Below are 16,766 nucleotides of genomic sequence, written 5' to 3'. Positions count from 1 at the left end.
GCAAGAAGTACAAGAAGTACAAGAAGTACAAGAAGTACAAGAAGTACAAGAAGTACAAGAAGTACAAGAAGTACAAGAAGTACAAGATAGCTATTATGATAATCAGTCAGATGAAGAAGTCAAAAGGTCAGATGCAAGTTATCAATTTCCATCACTTGATTTATTACCAGATCCTATTTTAGAAAATGCTGGTGAATTAGATGATTGGGTACTTTCTCAAATTGATGTATTAAATAATACATTGGAAGCATTCCATGTTAATGCAGAAGTTGATGGCTGGACAGTTGGGCCAACGGTGACCCAATTTGAAGTATCATTAGCTGCTGGTGTTAAGGTAAGTAAGATTACCAACCTTGTTGATGACTTGAAACTAGCGCTTGCTGCAAAAGATATCCGTGTAGAGGCGCCAATTCCTGGACGTAGTAGTGTTGGAATTGAAATACCTAATTTAAAATCAAGACCAGTCCTTCTCTCGGAAGTATTGAGATCTCCAGTGTTTATAGAAAATAAATCACCATTGACGGTGGCGTTAGGTGTCGATTTATTTGGTGAAGCACAAGTAACTAACTTACAAAAAATGCCGCATGGATTAATTGCTGGTGCTACAGGGTCTGGTAAGTCAGTTTTTATCAATAGTTTATTAGTTTCTATTTTATATAAGGCAACACCAAACGAAGTTAAATTGTTATTGATTGATCCTAAAGCTGTCGAATTAGCGCCATATCATGATATTCCTCATTTATTAGCACCTGTTATATCAGATGCAAAAGCAGCTTCGGCAGCTTTGAAATGGGCTGTTGATGAAATGGAAGAACGCTATCAAAAATTAGCTGCAGCTGGAGCTAAAAATATTGGTAACTTTAATCAAAAAGCAGAAGCTAATGGCGATTTTGGCCTAAAGATGCCGTATATTTTAATTATTATTGATGAATTAGCTGATTTAATGATGGTTGCTTCAAATGAAGTTCAAGAATATATTGCAAGAATTACACAAAAAGCTAGAGCAGCAGGAATTCATTTAATTCTGGCTACACAACGACCAAGTGTTGATGTTGTTACGGGTACAATTAAAAATAATATTCCAACTCGAATTGCATTTATGGTTTCTAGTCAAATTGACTCGAGAACTATCTTGGATACGGCCGGTGCTGAAAAATTACTTGGACGAGGCGATATGCTCTATCTAGGTAATGGATCAAGTCAGGCTGTTAGGTTACAAGGAACGTATATAGAAGATGAAGTAGATTTAATTACAGATTTTGTTAGAACTCAAGGAAAGCCAAGATATGCATTTAATCCAGATGGACTGAAAAAAATGGCAGATCAAAATGAACAACAAGATGATTTATTGCCAGGTATTTTAGATTTTATTGCGCACGAACAAACCATTTCAACTTCTAAATTACAGCGCGTCTTTTCAATTGGGTATAATAGAGCTGCCAATATTATTGACGAACTTGAAAATCAGCAACATATCTCACATGCTAAGGGGTCGAAACCTCGAGATGTGTATTTAAATGAAGATGAACTCAGACGGATGAGAGAAGAATTTTAACGACAAACTGAATATTAACTCATTTTATGGTAAAATTATGAATGAATAATGTCAGAAAAGGGGATAATGATGAATAACCAAAAAGTATATTATTTTGTAGGAATAAAAGGCTCAGGGATGAGTTCTTTAGCATTAATTTTACACGATCAAGGATTTAAGGTTGAAGGCTCTGATATTGACCAATATACATTCACACAACGTGGATTAGAATTAGCTAATATTAAGGTTTATTCATTTGATGAAAAAAATATCCATGAAGGTTTGACTGTAATTGCGGGAAATGCATTTACAGCGGATCATCCTGAACTTAAAAAGGCACGTGAAATGGGATTAGATATTGTCAGTTATCCTGAAATGTTAAGTCGATTAATGGAAGGTTACACAAGTATTGGTGTTGCCGGCTCTCATGGTAAAACAAGTACAACAGGATTGCTTGCACATGTCTTAAGTGGTATTGCACCAACGAGTTACTTAATTGGGGATGGTACTGGTAAAGGAAAACCTGATGCAAGATTCTTTGTTTATGAAGCAGATGAATACCGTCGACATTTTGTTGCCTATCACCCAGATTATTCAATTATGACTAATATTGATTTTGATCATCCAGATTATTTTACTGGTATTGATGACGTTTTTGATTCATTTGAAACAGTTGCAAAACAAACCAAAAAAGGAATATTTGCTTGGGGAGATGATCCTTTACTCCGTAAAATAAAAGCTGATGTTCCAATTTATTATTATGGTACAAAGGATTCTGATGATTTCCAAGCTCGTGATATAAAACGAACAACTAAAGGTTCTGAATTCGATGTTTATTATCACGATACATCATTAGGTCATTACCAAATTCCAATTTTTGGTGAACATAATATCTTAAATAGTTTGGCCGTTATTGCTGTTTCGTATTTTGAAAAAGTTGATTTAGAAGAAATTGCAAGTGAATTATTAAGTTTTAAAGGGGTTAAACGCCGGTTTAGCGAAAAGTATATTGGTGATATGACAATTATTGATGATTACGCACATCATCCATCAGAAATTAAAGCAACAATTGATGCTGCTCGTCAAAAATATCCTGATAAAGAATTAATTGCGGTCTTCCAACCACATACGTTTAGTAGAACTATTGCGTTGATGGATGATTTTGCAATTAGTTTGAATCTTGCCGATAAGGTTTATTTAACGGATATTTTCAGTTCTGCTCGTGAAACATCAGGTAATGTTTCTAGTGAAGATCTTGGTGCAAAGATTGTTAAGGGTGGCGAGATTATCAAACTTGATAATCTTTCGCCATTACTTGATTACAATAATGCAGTTGTTATTTTTATGGGCGCTGGAGATGTCCAAAAATATGAATATGCATATGAAGAATTATTGAGTAATTTAAGTTTTAAAAATAATTAGTTGCTGAAAAAGAAATGATTTTCGAATCATTTCTTTTTTATTACTTAATTTTTTTTTACGAAAAGTGAAAATTCTTGATAATTTTACATGATTTGGTACACTTGTCCTTATACATACAAGGGGTTATCCTTTAAAAAGGTTAATGCTGTATGAGGTTAAAAGTCATGTTGTATTCTGATTAAAATAAGTAGTATTGCTCTAACTTATTTCATTTTATTAAATTAGTTGTAATAGGTTTTAGTGTATTAATCACAATATTTTAAACATGATTTCTTAATTAACAAGGAGGAAAATAAGATGGATAATCAAAATAGCGTTATTATTAATGAAAAAGATGGATTAAATCATTTTTTAGCAAAATTATATGGGTATATGGCGCTTGCAGTTGGCGTTTCAGCTGTCACAGCATTTTTAACATTGACAGTATTTCAAAAATTAGTTTATGGCTTTATGGCAGAACATTCATGGTCAATTTGGGCATTATTTATTGTCCAATTGGTGGTTGTCTTAAATATTAACGTAAAGGCATCAAGGGCACCATTTGTAACATTTGCTTTATTGATGGGGTATTCTGTACTTGAGGGCGTAACGTTGTCGTTGATTATATCAATGTATTCAGTCGGGAATATCATTGCTGCATTTGCCGCAAGTTCGGCTGTATTCGTTACGATGACCATTTTAGGAAATGTTACTAAACGAGATTTAACTAAATTAGGCACACAGGCATTAGCAGCTTTGGTTGGACTAATTGTTGCTTCATTTGTAAATTTATTCTTACAAAGTGAACTTATTAATTACGTATTCTCATATATCGCTGTGATTATTTTCACCATTTTAACAGCGTGGGACACACAAAAATTAAGACAAGTATTTTTACAACGAGATAGCAATGTTTCAGTTTCTAACTTAGCTATGACAGGTGCACTAATGTTATATCTTGATTTTATTAATTTATTCATTTCATTCTTACAAATCTTTGGTTACGGTGGTAGAGATTAGTAATTCATAAATAAGAAGGTTAAACCTCCAAGTTAAGGATTTATAACTTGGGGGTTTTTATTACTTTATTGAGTTATTAGCGTATTCATTATTAATCACGGCTGATGTTTGGTAAAATAGAGATAGAGATTTTCAAAGGAGACGGATATTAAATGACTAATACTAATGAGAAACTACTATTGATTGATGGAAACAGTATTGCCTATCGTGCATTTTTTGCATTGTACCAATCTGTAGATAGATTTACAAACCAAGCTGGGTTACATACAAATGCATTATATGGGTTTAATAATATGTTGAATGTCATATTAGATACCGAAAAACCGACACATGTATTAGTTGCATTTGATGCAGGAAAGACAACATTTAGAACTAAAAAATATGATAATTACAAGGCCGGTAGATCAAAAACACCGCCAGAACTAAAAGAACAAATGCCATATTTTAGAGAATTACTAGCAGGATACGGCATTAAAACTTACGAATTAATTGATTTTGAAGCAGATGACATTATAGGCACAATGGCAAAAAAAGGTGAAGAAGCTGGATATAATGTGACTATTGTGACTGGAGATCGAGATTTAACACAATTAACAACCGATAAAGTAACAGTTTCTGTCACAAAAAAAGGCGTTAGTGAAATCGAAAAATTTACACCAGAGCATGTAATGGAAAAATTTGGATTAACACCATTGCAAATTATTGATATGAAGGGATTAGTTGGCGATACGTCAGATAATTATCCCGGTGTTACTAAAGTTGGTGAGAAGACTGCAATTAAATTATTAACAGAATATGACTCAATGGAGAATCTTTACGAAAATATTGATCAATTAAAGAAAAGTAAAATGAAAGAGCATTTAATTGAAGATAAAGATCAAGCATTTATGAGCAAAGATTTAGCCAGAATTCGACAAGATGCACCTATCACAATCGATTTTCCTGATACAAAATGGGATGGAAAAGACTTAGATAAGTTAGTTGCTTTCTATGAAAAAATGGATTTTAAAAAATTTTTAAGTCAATTAAATTTAAATTCAGCATCAGATAGTGTAGAAATGAATTTATTTCCAGAACCTAAAAAGACAGATTATAAAGTATTAACTAGTGATAATTTAGATGAATTATCTAAATTATCACAACCAATTTCTTTTTATTTAGAGATGTTGGAAGATAATTATCATACAGCAGATTTTGATGGATTTGCGATAGGTGATGGCAATCAATTTTTCGTAACACGAGATGTTGATTTGTTAAAATCTAAAACTTTAGTTTCAATTCTTTCAAATGATAAAATTAAAAAGAATGTATTTAATTTTAAACGTAATTATGTAGCATTGAACCGATTGGACATTCAACTTGCAGGAACTGAATTCGATCTTTTGTTGGCTTCATATTTGTTAGATACAAGTGATAATAGTAATGATCTTAGTAAAGTTGCACAGAAACATGATTACTATGACGTTAAGTCTGATGAAGAGGTATATGGTAAAGGCGTTAAACGTGCAATTCCAGAAGATGATGATATTTTCTTTAGTCATATGGCATCGAAAGTTGACGCCTTAAATCTTTTGAAAGAACCATTAATGGCCGGATTAGTTGATCATGAGCAAATGGATTTGTACACGGATATGGAACTTCCTCTTTCACTTGTATTAGCCAAGATGGAAATTCAAGGCATTAATGTGGATGCCGATAGATTGAAGATTATGAAAAAGGAATTTTCAACTATTTTAAGTGATATGGAAACTAAAATTTATAGTGAAGCTGGTGAAGAATTTAATATTAATTCACCAAAACAATTAGGCGTTATTTTATTTGAAAAATTAAAATTACCTGTTGTTAAAAAAACTAAAACAGGTTACTCAACTGCAGTTGATGTTTTAGAACAACTTAGTACAATAGCTCCAATTGCAGATTTAATTTTAAAATATCGACAAATTGCAAAAATTCAATCAACGTATGTTGAAGGATTATTAAAAGTTAGACATGAAGATAAGAAAGTTCATACAAGATACCTACAAACACTGACAGCGACAGGCCGATTATCATCTGTAGATCCTAATCTACAAAATATTCCGGTCCGCGTTCCTGAAGGTAAGAAAATTAGACAAGCATTTATACCTGAACATAAGGGATGGAAAATATTCTCATCTGACTATTCACAAATTGAGTTGCGTGTTTTGGCCCATATTGCGCATGATGCTAATATGCAAGAAGCTTTTAAAGAAGGAATCGATATCCATGCTAATACAGCAATGAAAATTTTTAGTTTAGAATCGCCAGATGACGTGACGTCAAATATGCGTCGAACAGCTAAGGCAGTCAATTTTGGGATTGTTTATGGTATTAGTGATTATGGATTGTCACAAAATATTGGGATTACTAGAAAACAAGCACAAACATTTATTGATACTTATTTAAATGAATTTACAGGCGTTAAGAACTACATGGAAAGCGTTGTGCGTGAAGCTAAAGATAAGGGCTATGTTGAAACATTATTCCATCGTCGTCGTTATTTACCAGATATTAACAGTCGAAACTTTAATTTACGTTCTTTTGCTGAAAGAACTGCAATGAATACCCCAATTCAAGGTAGTGCTGCGGATATTATTAAAGTAGCGATGATTAATATGAACAAAATGTTAGAAGAAGAACATTTACAAGCCAAAATGTTATTACAAGTACATGATGAATTAATTTTTGAAGCACCTGAAGAAGAAATTGCTATCTTGCAAAAGAAAGTTCCTGAAGTTATGGACGCTGCTGTTTCTTTAGAGGTTCCTTTAAAAGTTGAGAGTGCGTTTGGTGATAGTTGGTTTGATACTAAATAAAAAGTGGTTGGGGGTAATTATATGCCAGAATTACCAGAAGTTGAAACGGTTCGAAGAGGTCTTAGTCAATTAGTTATAGGTAAGACAATTAAATCAATTGATGTTTTATGGCCTAAAATTGTATCTGGGGATGTACTAGATTTTAAGCGTGAATTAGAAGGTAGAAAGATTGAATCAATCGATAGACTGGGTAAATACTTACTTTTTCGTTTTGATAGTAAAATGACAATGGTTTCTCATTTAAGAATGGAAGGCAAATATTTTGTCCGTGGATCAGATGAACCAATTGAAAAACATTCCCACGTCATATTTCATTTAACTGATGGGCAAGATTTAAGATACAATGATGTTCGTAAGTTTGGACGCATGCAACTAATCCCCACAGGTCGAGAACGTGAACTTTCGGGACTTAAGAAGCTAGGACCAGAACCGACAGAAGATGATTTTAAGCTCAGTTATTTCAAAAAATATTTATCTCGTAAGCATATGGCAATCAAGCCTGTGTTATTAAATCAAGAAGCGGTTGCTGGTCTTGGAAATATTTATGTTGATGAAGTTTTATGGATGAGTAAAATTAATCCGGAACAGCCAGCAAATTTAATTTCTGATAGGAAATTAGCTATATTACGTAAAAATATTATTCTTGAGCTAGCCACTGCGGTACAAGCTGGTGGAACAACAATTAGATCCTATACGGGTGCGTTTGGTGAGACGGGTTTGTTCCAATTTGATTTGAATGTCTATGGTCAAACAGGAAAACCATGTCCTAGATGCGGAGCGCCTATTGTTAAAATAAAAGTGGCACAACGAGGGACACACTACTGTCCACATTGCCAACCGTTAAAGGAAGTTTAAAAATGACTTATATTCTTGGACTAACTGGTGGCATAGCAACAGGTAAATCAACAGTTAGTCGTATTTTTAGAGAAGAAAATATCACAGTTATTGATGCAGACGTTATTGCGAGACAAGCTGTTGAACCAGAATCTGTAACATTAAAAATAATCATTCAAACATTTGGTGAAAAATATTTATCATTAACCGGGAATTTGAATCGAAAAGAGTTAGGTCAGCTAGTTTTTAATGATGCAACAGAGTTAAAAAAATTGAACGGCATTATGGTTCCTGCTATTAGAAAAGAAATCTTGTCACAAATAGAAGTCCAAAAAAAATTAGGTAGCCAGTTAATTATTTTGGATATGCCTTTATTATTTGAGCAAAACTACCAATTACTTTGTGATGCAGTAATGGTTATCTATGTACCTGAAACAGCACAATTAGAACGTTTAATGAAGCGGGATGAATTGTCTTTAGATGAGGCGATGTTAAGGGTTAAAGCACAATGGCCCATTCAAAAGAAAAAAGATTTAGCAGATTTTGTAATAGATAATTCAACAACGGTTGCCGTTACAAGGGTTCAAGTGCTAAACTGGCTTAGTAATCAAATTAATGGTTAAATAATGTAAATAAAAAATAATGAGGTGTCACAATGAAATGTCCACATTGCCAACATAATGGCTCTCGAGTCGTTGACAGTCGACCAACAGATGAAGGTCGCGTTATCAGACGACGTCGTGAATGTGAAAATTGTGAATTTAGATTCACAACATTTGAACGAGTTGAAGCTACACCACTACTTGTTATTAAAAAAAATGGAACACGTGAAGAATTTAATCGTGAAAAGATTCTTAAAGGTATTATCAGTTCTGCTGAGAAAAGACCAGTTTCAATGAAAGCTATCACTCATCTTGTGGATCAAGTGGAAAATAATGTTAGAGCATTAGGTGAAAATGAAATTTCTAGCCAACTAATTGGTGAATATGTTATGGGATTATTGGCTGATGTAGATGAAATTGCGTACATTAGATTTGCTAGTGTTTATCGCCAATTTAAAGATATGAGTGTTTTCTTAAAAGAATTAAATGAAATGATGGCTCGTGATAAAACACCTACAGATAAACCGGATTTGAAGGAATGATAATCAATGATTGATATATGCGGAAATATGAGTCCGAAAGACGGTTATGTCGTTTTAATGGATGAAAAAGTTACAAATGATGATATTGAACGACTAGACTACTTGTATCAACCTGTTATGGGTGTGATTGCGAGTGGTCTATTTGCTCTATTGAAAGGTGAGGCAGGTCAAAATCCACAATTATCTAATCGAAAGATGCATAGTGAATTACTTGCATTACTAAATATTGACATAGCAATGTTTTATGAAGCAAGAAGTGCCCTTGAAGCTTTAGGGCTTTTGAAGAGCTTTGAAAAAGAGGATGCAATAGGAAAAGTTGTTGTCTATCAATTGCGTCGACCTTTGCAAGCAACTGATTTTTTTACAGATGATTTACTAAGCACTTTACTCTGGGAATCGATTGGTGATGGTAGGTACAAAGAAATTACCACTCGATTTGCGTTACCAATTTTAAAATTAGATGGCTTCAAAGAAACATCTAAAAGTTTCTTAGATGTTTTCCAAGTTAATCAAGATCATTTGTCTAATAAACCTGATATTATTTCTGAAAGTAAAAAAGTTTTTTCAACGGACAAGAAGATACCGAAAAAGTTAGTTGAGTCAGGTAGTATTGAGTCATTTGATTTTAAATTTTTTATTGAACTACTGGAAAAGAGTTTCGTTTCTTTGGATAATATCAATGAACAGCGGGATTTAATTATTTCAGAGCATCTCTTGTATGGTATTGATGAAATCGAAATGGCCCAATTTATTGGAGATTCAGCTGACTTATCAACAAATGAAGTTGATTATAATTCATTCAAGCAACATATTGCTCACAAATATAATCAACAAATTAAACTGAAAAAACAAGAAGATTTAACAAGTAGTGATAATAAAAAGGTTAATATGAAATCTGTTGAAACGCTAAAAAAAGTTGGTTTTTCTGAAGAGGATTCGCAGTTAATTCTTGCGAGTGAAGCCTATAAACCTTTTGATTTTTTGAAATCGTTAAAAGAAAGCAAGGGTGGATATGTCACTGACAGTGAAGCATATCTGTTACAGCAACTTATTCAACGACAGATATTTTCTAATTCAGTCATTAATATTCTGATTCATTACATTTTGATTGACCGTGATTTATCAACACTTAATAAATCGTTTGTCGATACTATGGCTAATGATTGGTCACAGCAAAAAGTGAAGACACCTGAAGAAGCCATTAATCAGGTTCGACAATTTAACAATAAAAAGACTGAAACTAAGGCGTCAAACCAACGACAAAGAAAAATAATTAAAAAAGAGACATTGCCTGATTGGGCTAAAGATGACTATCAAGCACCAAAAGTGGATGTAAAAGTTGATAAGGATGAACTAAAAAGACAACTTGCTGAATTTAATAAAACAGCACCCAAAGGAGGAAAATGATGGAAGATTTAGGGACAGAAATCAAAAAATTTCTTGAAAAGGACAACCTGAGTGAAAGATATCCTAATGTTAATTATCGTGATTTAATGAGAAAAGTTTATGAAGATTCAGATGTCATCGCTTTTTTAGATAGAAATAAAGCTGAATTAACAGAGGATAGTATTCGACGCGCTGATGCAAAATTGTATGAATTCTTATCTGAAAAAAATAAAATTATTCTTGGTAAAGGAATGATAGCACCAGGTTATAAGCCACAATTGGTTTTGAATAATCATATGATTGATGTTTCCTATGTACCAACAGATTCTTTTATCGAGGCTCAAAAAAGTAGAGCATTAGCTAAGCGAGTTAAATCAATGAGTATGTCTAAAGATATCAAAAACGCGACTATGAATGGCTTTGATATGGATGAACGTGGGGATGCACTTAGCCAGAGTTTAAAATTTATAACAACATTTGTTGATAGTCCTAAATCTTATCACCAAGCAATGTATTTTTATGGTAGCTTTGGCGTTGGTAAAACATATCTTTTAGGTGCTATGGCCAATGAATTAGCAAGTCGAGGATACCAAACGACTTTAATGCATTTCCCTAGTTTTGCAGTTGAAATTAAAAATGCTATTAGTGATAATCGTGTTTATGACATGCTAAATGCTGTTAAAAAATCTGAAATTTTAATGATTGATGATATTGGTGCCGATGCAATGTCTAGTTGGGTTCGTGATGATATTTTAGGTGTTATTTTACAATATCGCATGCAAGAAGAATTACCAACTTTCTTTAGTTCTAATTTTTCGATGAAACAACTAGAAGATGAGCATTTACGTATTAGTCAAAAGGGTGAAGACGAGCCTCTTAAGGCAAAAAGAATTATGGAACGAATTCACTTTTTAGCAAAAGAAGTTAAGATTGTTGGAAAAAATCGTCGACCTAAATAAGAATAATAGTTGCTAAATTTCACTAAAAATGGTTAAATAGTTATTAAATTGATACGGAAGATTACATTCTTTTTTTATGTCCGCAGGGAGGGAAAGCATAGCTGAAAGCTTTTCTGGCAGAGAATAAGTGATGACCACTTCCATAATGTTGCCTGATTTTTATCAGGTCGGATTGGATCCGTTAAAATCTATGGAGAAAGTTTTGTTTCGGCAAAACTTTGAATTTGGGTGGAACCACGTTAATCGACGTCCCTAATACACGATTTTATTTGTGTATTAGGGACTTTTTTTGTATCAAAAAATATTAAAACAATGGAGGAAGTTAACATGTCAAAAATAAATATTACATTTCCAGATGGCGCAGTTAAAGAGTTTGATTCAGGTATTACGACTGAAGACGTTGCAAAGTCAATTAGTCCTAGTTTAGCTAAAAAATCAATTGCCGGTAAATTCAATGGTGTTTTGGTTGATTATCTTCGTCCATTAGAGGCAGACGGCGCTATCGAAATTGTTACTAAAGAATCTGCAGACGGATTAATCGTTTTATGGCATACAGCTGCTCAAGTTTTAGCTAATGCGTTACAACAATTATACCCAGGTATGAAATTTGGTATGAGTTCTGATATTGAAAATGGTTTCTATTTTGATACAGATAATGGTGAAACACAAGTTAGCGTTGATGATTTGAAGAAAATTCAAGATAAGATGAAATCAATTGTTAAAGAAAATTTGAAAATTGAACGTCAATTAGTTTCAAAAGCTGAAGCTCTTGAATTATTTGCTGGTGACCCATATCGTGCTGAATTAGTAGTTGAAGCTACTGATGAAAATGGACAAGTTGAAATTTACAAACAAGGTGAATTCGTTAACTTAAGCGATGGCGCACAATTACGCTCAACTGCTGATGTTAAAATTTTCCAATTATTATCAGTTGCTGGTGCATATTGGCAAGGTAAATCAAGTAATCCGATGTTACAACGTGTTTATGGTACAGCGTTCTTTAAACAAAAAGATTTAGATGCTGAATTAGTTCGTCGTCAAGAAGCACGTGAACGCGATCATCGAGTAATTGGTAATGACTTAGATTTATTCTTTGTAGATCCAAAAGTTGGTGCAGGATTACCATACTGGTTACCTAATGGTGCTACAATTCGTCGTACGATTGAACGCTACATTGTTGATAAGGAAGTTTCAAATGGTTATGATCATGTTTACACACCAATCTTAGCCAACTTGGATTTATATAAAACTTCTGGTCATTGGGACCATTATCGCGAAGACATGTTCCCACCAATGGACATGGGTGATGGCGAAGAGTTAGAGTTACGTCCAATGAACTGTCCTTCACATATTCAAGTTTACAAGCATCATATTCGTTCATATCGTGATCTTCCTATCAGAATTGCTGAATTAGGAATGATGCATCGTTATGAAAAATCAGGTGCACTTTCTGGTTTACAACGTGTACGTGAAATGACATTAAATGATGGTCATACTTTCGTTGCTCCTGATCAAATTCAAGAAGAATTTAAAAGCGTCCTTCGTTTAATGATGGAAGTTTATGATGACTTTGGGATTGCTGACTATTCATTCCGTTTGAGCTATCGTGATCCAGCTAACACAGAGAAATACTTTGATGATAATGAAATGTGGACAAAATCACAAAGTATGTTAAAAGGTGCTATGGATGATTTAGGCTTAGATTACTACGAAGCTGAAGGAGAAGCAGCATTTTACGGTCCTAAATTAGATGTTCAAACAAAAACAGCGTTAGGAAATGATGAAACGTTATCAACAATTCAATTAGATTTCATGATGCCTGAAAAATTTGAATTATCATACATCGGTGATGATGGTGAAGAACACCGTCCTGTTATGATTCATCGTGGACTTGTTTCAACGATGGAACGTTTTACAGCTTACTTAACAGAAATGTACAAAGGAGCATTCCCAACTTGGTTGGCTCCTAAACAGGTAACAATTATTCCTGTTAAAAACGATCTTCATGCCGATTATGCGCATGATTTACGTGCTAACTTAGTTGCTCGTGGTGTACGAGTAACGGTTGATGAACGTAACGAAAAGATGGGTTATAAGATGCGTCAAGCGCAAGTTACTAAAGTACCTTATATTTTAGTTGTCGGTGATAATGAAGTAGCTGAAAATACAGTTTCTGTTCGTCGACATGGTGAAGATGATTCAAATATCTTTACAAAAGAAGATTTTATTAACAACATTACAAAAGAAATTGCCAACTATAGTCGTAAAGCATAAAAAAGACTCATTTTAATTTGCTTGACAATGAGTCTTCAAGTTGGTATGATATAAAAGTTAAGAAAAAGCAGAGGCTCCCGCTTCTCGCCTGAAGAGACAAAGAGTCTCTGGGCAGAATATTATTGAAATTAAATTCCAATTAAAATGGATTTCAAGCGGGCTGCGATAATTTATTATTGTTGCCCGTTTTTCTGTGTTTTTTCTCAAAAAAATTTGGAGGTGCATTGCCATAGCAGTTGATAAAGTAGACAAAATGGTCAATGAAGGTATCCGCGCATCGGAACTTCGTTTGATCGGTGATGATGGCGAACAACTTGGTGTTAAAACGAAACAAGAAGCACTAGATATGGCAGAAATTGCTAATTTAGATGTTGTTGTTGTTGCCGCTAACTCAAAACCACCTGTTGCTAAGATTATGGATTACGGGAAGTACCGTTTCGAATTACAAAAGAAACAAAGAGAAGCCCGTAAAAACCAAAAGATTGTTAATGTTAAAGAAGTTAGACTTAGTCCAACGATTGATATTAACGATTTCAATACAAAATTGAAAAATGCCTCAAAATTCCTTGCAAAAGGTGATAAGGTTAAAGTATCAATTAGATTTAAAGGCCGTGCAATTACGCATAAAGAAATCGGACGTGATGTCTTGAATCGCTTCGCTGACGCAGCTAAAGAAGTTGCATCAGTTGAATCAAGAGCGAAGATGGATGGACGTAGTATGTTCATGATGCTTGCACCTAAGGCTGAAAAGTAAAGCTATATTAGGAGGATATTAGATTATGCCAAAACAAAAGACTCATCGTGCATCAGCAAAACGTTTTAAACGTACAGGAAATGGTGGCTTAAAACGCTCTAAAGCATATACAAGTCATCGTATGCATGGTAAAACTAAGAAACAACGTCGTCAATTAAGCAAATCAACTACAGTGTCAGCATCAGATAACAAGCGTATCAAACAAATGCTTTCACAAATGAAATAATAAATATAAATTAGACAATTGATGCCATTTTTAAATGGCTCAATAAGGAGGAATTTTCATGCCACGAGTTAAAGGTGGAACCGTTACACGTCAACGTCGCAAAAGAATGCTTAAATTAGCAAAAGGTTACCGTGGATCAAAACATATCCAATTTAAGGTAGCTAAACAACAAGTAATGAAATCGTACCAATATTCATTCCGTGATCGCCATCAAACAAAACGTAACTTCCGTCGTCTATGGATTGCACGTATTAACGCTGCAGCACGTATGAATGGTTTAAGTTACAGCAAGATGATGCATGGCTTGAAATTAGCTGAAATTGAAGTTAACCGTAAAATGTTAGCTGAATTAGCTGTTAAAGATTCAGCAGCATTTGCTGCTGTTGCAGAAGAAGCTAAAAAAGCATTAAGTAAATAATAACTTTTAAGAGGATACTTGACCAATTGTCAAGTATCCTCTTTTTTTAATAAAATTTCTGTAAATAAGTTAAGTATGTTATTTTTAGTGAAATCAAAAAAATTTTATGTGATATCAATGATTATGGTCTATGTAACTAATAAGACAAAATATAATCTTAAAAAGAGCAATATAAAATTGAAATAACTCGTTTCTATTATTTTAAAATGAGAAAATAAAATTAATTTCATTTGTTTTCATGGAAAACATGCAATTTTGTTGAAAGTACATTATACTTAGATTATTATTCTAAAATTGAGGTAGCTAACATGCTTGAGAGATATAAACCAACTTGGATGGTTGAATCAATTTATGATTTAACACCAGAGGATTTACAAAATCATGGAATTAAAGTTGTTATGACTGATTTAGACAATACATTAATTGCATGGGATAACCCAAACGGAACCCCAGAATTGAAGAATTGGTTAGAGCTTATAGCTGCGGCTTCAATTCCAGTGATTGTTGTATCTAACAATAGTCACGAACGTATTGAAAAGGCACTGGAACATATTGGATTACCATTTGTTTCCAGAGCTCTAAAACCATTTACAAAAGGAATTAACCAAGTTAAAAATGAATTTAAGATGAATAATCAAGATTTAGTTTTAATAGGTGATCAATTGATGACTGATATTGCTGCTGCGAATAATGCGGGCATTAAAAGTATATTGGTTAAACCACTTGTTGAATCAGACGCTTGGAATACAAAACCTAATCGTTTCATTGAAAAAAGAATTAAAAATCACTTAATTAAAAAACACGATTTTAAAACTAAATGGGGGAATTCATTGGATGACTGACATAATTGAAGTACCAGAAATTGACGAAGATCTTTTTTGTATTGGCTGTGGCTCAAAAATTCAAAGTGAAGAAGTAGATGAATTAGGCTATACACCTAAATCCGCAGTAAAAAAAGGACTTGAAACAAATGAACTATATTGCCAAAGATGTTTTAGACTACGACATTACAATGAAATTGCTGACGTTAAGTTAACTGATGATGATTTCCTAAAATTATTGAATCAAATTGGTAGTGCTGATGCATTAATCGTCAACGTTATTGATATTTTTGATTTTAATGGTAGTCTAATTCCTGGATTACATCGATTTGTGGGTGATAATCCTGTTTTAATGGTTGGAAATAAAGCTGATTTATTGCCTAAGTCATTGAGACGTTCGAAGTTAAAGGATTGGATGAGACAACAAGCTAATTTACAAGGATTACGACCAATTGATGTTGCATTGACAAGTGCAACAAAAAACTTTGCGATTGATGAATTATTAGAATTAATTGAAAAGTATCGTGAAGGCCGTGATGTGTACGTTGTTGGAGTAACTAATGTTGGTAAATCAACATTGATTAATCAAATCATTAAACAAAGAACAGGTGTCCAAGACCTGATTACAACTTCAAGATTCCCAGGAACTACGCTTGATAAGATTGAAATTCCATTGGACGATGATCGAGCTTTAATTGATACACCAGGTATTATTCATCAAGACCAGATGGCTCATTATCTATCAGGTAAGGCGCTAAGATTAGTTTCTCCTCAAAAAGAAATTAAACAACGCGTCTATCAGTTAAATGAAAACCAAACATTATTCTTTGGGGCTGTTGCAAGATTTGATTACATTTCAGGGGGAACTCCTGGTGTTGTCGTTTATCTTGATAATGATTTAATGATTCATAGAACAAAAACTGAGACTGCAAGTGAATTTTATGAGAAACATGCTGGTGGTTTATTAAATCCACCAACAGATGATGAAATGAACGACTTCCCAGAATTAGTTCGTTTTGAATTTAAAGCAACACAAAAAAGTGATTTAGTTTTTGCCGGACTTGGATGGGTAACCATTAATGAGGGTGCTAAAGTCGCTGGCTGGGCACCAAAAGGTGTTTCGGTTCTTTTACGTAAAGCAATGATATAAGAGGAGTTAAC

At 33.5% G+C, this 16,766-nt stretch carries 15 protein-coding genes and 1 other annotated feature; all 15 genes read left to right on the top strand.

What is annotated here, in order from left to right; translation table 11 throughout:
• The coding region (locus AC1RPY_RS03330; protein ID WP_481761196.1) for a DNA translocase FtsK at positions 1-1,555 on the top strand (1,555 nt) is incomplete at its 5' end.
• Positions 1,556-1,624: 69 nt separating this feature from the next.
• On the top strand, positions 1,625-2,956 hold the full coding sequence (murC, locus tag AC1RPY_RS03325; protein WP_481761401.1) for a UDP-N-acetylmuramate--L-alanine ligase: 1,332 nt from the start codon (positions 1,625-1,627) through the stop codon (positions 2,954-2,956).
• Positions 2,957-3,253: 297 nt separating this feature from the next.
• Positions 3,254-3,955 carry a Bax inhibitor-1/YccA family protein gene (locus AC1RPY_RS03320; protein ID WP_481761197.1) on the top strand — a complete coding sequence of 234 codons (702 nt, stop codon included), beginning with the start codon at positions 3,254-3,256 and terminating at the stop codon, positions 3,953-3,955.
• A 152-nt stretch (positions 3,956-4,107) separates the two neighbouring features.
• The gene (gene polA / locus AC1RPY_RS03315; RefSeq protein ID WP_481761198.1) at positions 4,108-6,789 is read left to right on the top strand and encodes a DNA polymerase I; all 2,682 of its coding nucleotides are present in this window, start codon (positions 4,108-4,110) and stop codon (positions 6,787-6,789) included.
• A gap of 21 nt (positions 6,790-6,810) precedes the next feature.
• On the top strand, positions 6,811-7,644 hold the full coding sequence (gene mutM / locus AC1RPY_RS03310) for a DNA-formamidopyrimidine glycosylase (RefSeq protein ID WP_481761199.1): 834 nt from the start codon (positions 6,811-6,813) through the stop codon (positions 7,642-7,644).
• Between the two features lie 2 nt (positions 7,645-7,646).
• Entirely contained in the window at positions 7,647-8,246 is a 600-nt protein-coding gene (coaE, locus tag AC1RPY_RS03305; RefSeq protein WP_481761200.1) for a dephospho-CoA kinase, read from the top strand.
• Between the two features lie 32 nt (positions 8,247-8,278).
• Complete coding sequence (gene nrdR, locus AC1RPY_RS03300) at positions 8,279-8,767, top strand: transcriptional regulator NrdR (protein WP_409022693.1); 489 nt, start codon at positions 8,279-8,281, stop codon at positions 8,765-8,767.
• Positions 8,768-8,773: 6 nt separating this feature from the next.
• Positions 8,774-10,174 (top strand): replication initiation and membrane attachment family protein, encoded by a 1,401-nt coding sequence (locus AC1RPY_RS03295; protein WP_481762173.1) that lies wholly within the window; start codon positions 8,774-8,776, stop codon positions 10,172-10,174.
• On the top strand, positions 10,174-11,112 hold the full coding sequence (gene dnaI / locus AC1RPY_RS03290) for a primosomal protein DnaI (RefSeq protein WP_409022691.1): 939 nt from the start codon (positions 10,174-10,176) through the stop codon (positions 11,110-11,112). The genes AC1RPY_RS03295 and dnaI overlap by 1 nt, the downstream gene beginning before the upstream one ends.
• Before the next feature lie 327 nt (positions 11,113-11,439).
• Positions 11,440-13,386 carry a threonine--tRNA ligase gene (gene thrS, locus AC1RPY_RS03285; RefSeq protein WP_481761202.1) on the top strand — a complete coding sequence of 649 codons (1,947 nt, stop codon included), beginning with the start codon at positions 11,440-11,442 and terminating at the stop codon, positions 13,384-13,386.
• 59 nt (positions 13,387-13,445) lie between these two features.
• Positions 13,446-13,583 (top strand) — a sequence feature (ribosomal protein L20 leader region).
• Positions 13,584-13,639: 56 nt separating this feature from the next.
• On the top strand, positions 13,640-14,140 hold the full coding sequence (gene infC / locus AC1RPY_RS03280; RefSeq protein WP_409022689.1) for a translation initiation factor IF-3: 501 nt from the start codon (positions 13,640-13,642) through the stop codon (positions 14,138-14,140).
• Positions 14,141-14,165: 25 nt separating this feature from the next.
• Positions 14,166-14,366 carry a 50S ribosomal protein L35 gene (gene rpmI / locus AC1RPY_RS03275; protein ID WP_057973380.1) on the top strand — a complete coding sequence of 67 codons (201 nt, stop codon included), beginning with the start codon at positions 14,166-14,168 and terminating at the stop codon, positions 14,364-14,366.
• 58 nt (positions 14,367-14,424) lie between these two features.
• Positions 14,425-14,784, top strand: coding sequence for a 50S ribosomal protein L20 (gene rplT / locus AC1RPY_RS03270; protein WP_409022688.1), 360 nt, complete (start codon positions 14,425-14,427; stop codon positions 14,782-14,784).
• Between the two features lie 308 nt (positions 14,785-15,092).
• A complete protein-coding gene (locus AC1RPY_RS03265; protein WP_409022687.1) occupies positions 15,093-15,626 on the top strand; it encodes a YqeG family HAD IIIA-type phosphatase in 534 nt (177 codons plus the stop codon).
• Positions 15,619-16,755: a ribosome biogenesis GTPase YqeH gene (yqeH, locus tag AC1RPY_RS03260; RefSeq protein ID WP_481761203.1), complete on the top strand. Its 1,137-nt coding sequence runs from the start codon at positions 15,619-15,621 to the stop codon at positions 16,753-16,755. The genes AC1RPY_RS03265 and yqeH overlap by 8 nt, the downstream gene beginning before the upstream one ends.
• Positions 16,756-16,766 lie beyond the last annotated feature (11 nt).

The sequence above is a fragment of the Dellaglioa sp. CoH-56-MRSF-12 genome, assembly GCF_056782075.1.
This window is presented reverse-complemented; position numbering and strand designations above follow the sequence as displayed.

Bases quoted from the DNA above. Each gene is read 5' to 3' on its own strand.
- nrdR (WP_409022693.1), top strand. From the start codon at position 8,279: ATGAAATGTCCACATTGCCAACATAATGGCTCTCGAGTCGTTGACAGT.
- infC (WP_409022689.1), top strand. From the start codon at position 13,640: ATGGTCAATGAAGGTATCCGCGCATCGGAACTTCGTTTGATCGGTGAT.
- AC1RPY_RS03265 (WP_409022687.1), top strand. From the start codon at position 15,093: ATGCTTGAGAGATATAAACCAACTTGGATGGTTGAATCAATTTATGAT.
- polA (WP_481761198.1), top strand. From the start codon at position 4,108: ATGACTAATACTAATGAGAAACTACTATTGATTGATGGAAACAGTATT.
- dnaI (WP_409022691.1), top strand. From the start codon at position 10,174: ATGGAAGATTTAGGGACAGAAATCAAAAAATTTCTTGAAAAGGACAAC.
- yqeH (WP_481761203.1), top strand. From the start codon at position 15,619: ATGACTGACATAATTGAAGTACCAGAAATTGACGAAGATCTTTTTTGT.
- thrS (WP_481761202.1), top strand. From the start codon at position 11,440: ATGTCAAAAATAAATATTACATTTCCAGATGGCGCAGTTAAAGAGTTT.
- rplT (WP_409022688.1), top strand. From the start codon at position 14,425: ATGCCACGAGTTAAAGGTGGAACCGTTACACGTCAACGTCGCAAAAGA.
- AC1RPY_RS03320 (WP_481761197.1), top strand. From the start codon at position 3,254: ATGGATAATCAAAATAGCGTTATTATTAATGAAAAAGATGGATTAAAT.
- rpmI (WP_057973380.1), top strand. From the start codon at position 14,166: ATGCCAAAACAAAAGACTCATCGTGCATCAGCAAAACGTTTTAAACGT.
- mutM (WP_481761199.1), top strand. From the start codon at position 6,811: ATGCCAGAATTACCAGAAGTTGAAACGGTTCGAAGAGGTCTTAGTCAA.
- murC (WP_481761401.1), top strand. From the start codon at position 1,625: ATGAATAACCAAAAAGTATATTATTTTGTAGGAATAAAAGGCTCAGGG.
- coaE (WP_481761200.1), top strand. From the start codon at position 7,647: ATGACTTATATTCTTGGACTAACTGGTGGCATAGCAACAGGTAAATCA.
- AC1RPY_RS03295 (WP_481762173.1), top strand. From the start codon at position 8,774: ATGATTGATATATGCGGAAATATGAGTCCGAAAGACGGTTATGTCGTT.